This window comes from Herbiconiux daphne, from assembly GCF_024979295.1.
GTDB classification, from domain to species: Bacteria; Actinomycetota; Actinomycetes; order Actinomycetales; family Microbacteriaceae; genus Herbiconiux; species Herbiconiux daphnes.
In genome coordinates this window covers 1-625 of the sequence record NZ_JANLCJ010000511.1, presented here as the reverse complement: position 1 = coordinate 625, position 625 = coordinate 1, and the positions used below count along the sequence as shown (strand labels likewise).

Here is a 625-nt window from a genome sequence, read left to right as displayed (position 1 = left end):
ATAAGCCAGCATAGAAAAACACGATCTAGCCGTTTTATAATTCCTTTCAGTGATAAACTGAATAATTAACGATGAAATATCATTAGCGTCATTTACGCCCATTCTATCCAGTTTAAAACCGTAATATTTTAAACGTTCTGATACTTTTTTATTAATAGCCATAATTCACCGCCTCAAAAATTAACGCAAGTTACAAGGATAATAAACACGGTTAAAATAACAAATACCGCTTTACTGTTATATTTATAAGCCGGGTTTTTAGTTGTAGGCTTAACAACATAATCATTTTTAGTAAATTTATTACGATCCATAATATCACCTTTCAATTAAATAACTTTTATAAATAGCCCGTATTACCGGACTATTGAAAAAGCAATTTTAATTATTATTAGTCGCTAAAACATCCGACGTTTTAAAGATAGTATCATTGATTGTCTCAAATTTACCAGTTTTAATATTTTTCAAAGAAAGAAAAGTTTCAACCTGGTTTTCACCTTTATAGATTTTAACGCCGATCATCGCGTTACCGTCACGGCTTAAATAAGTATTGAATGAATATTCATTCCCGTAATTATCAATTTCACTTGATCCGGTATCAATTCGATTAAATCTCATTGCATCGCCG

General features: G+C 30.4%; 1 protein-coding gene. It reads right to left on the bottom strand.

From position 1 onward, the window contains the following. Positions 1-378 precede the first annotated feature (378 nt). Positions 379-625, bottom strand: a 247-nt coding sequence (locus tag N1032_RS26145; RefSeq protein ID WP_259543556.1) for a hypothetical protein, incomplete at its 5' end; no start/stop codon positions are given.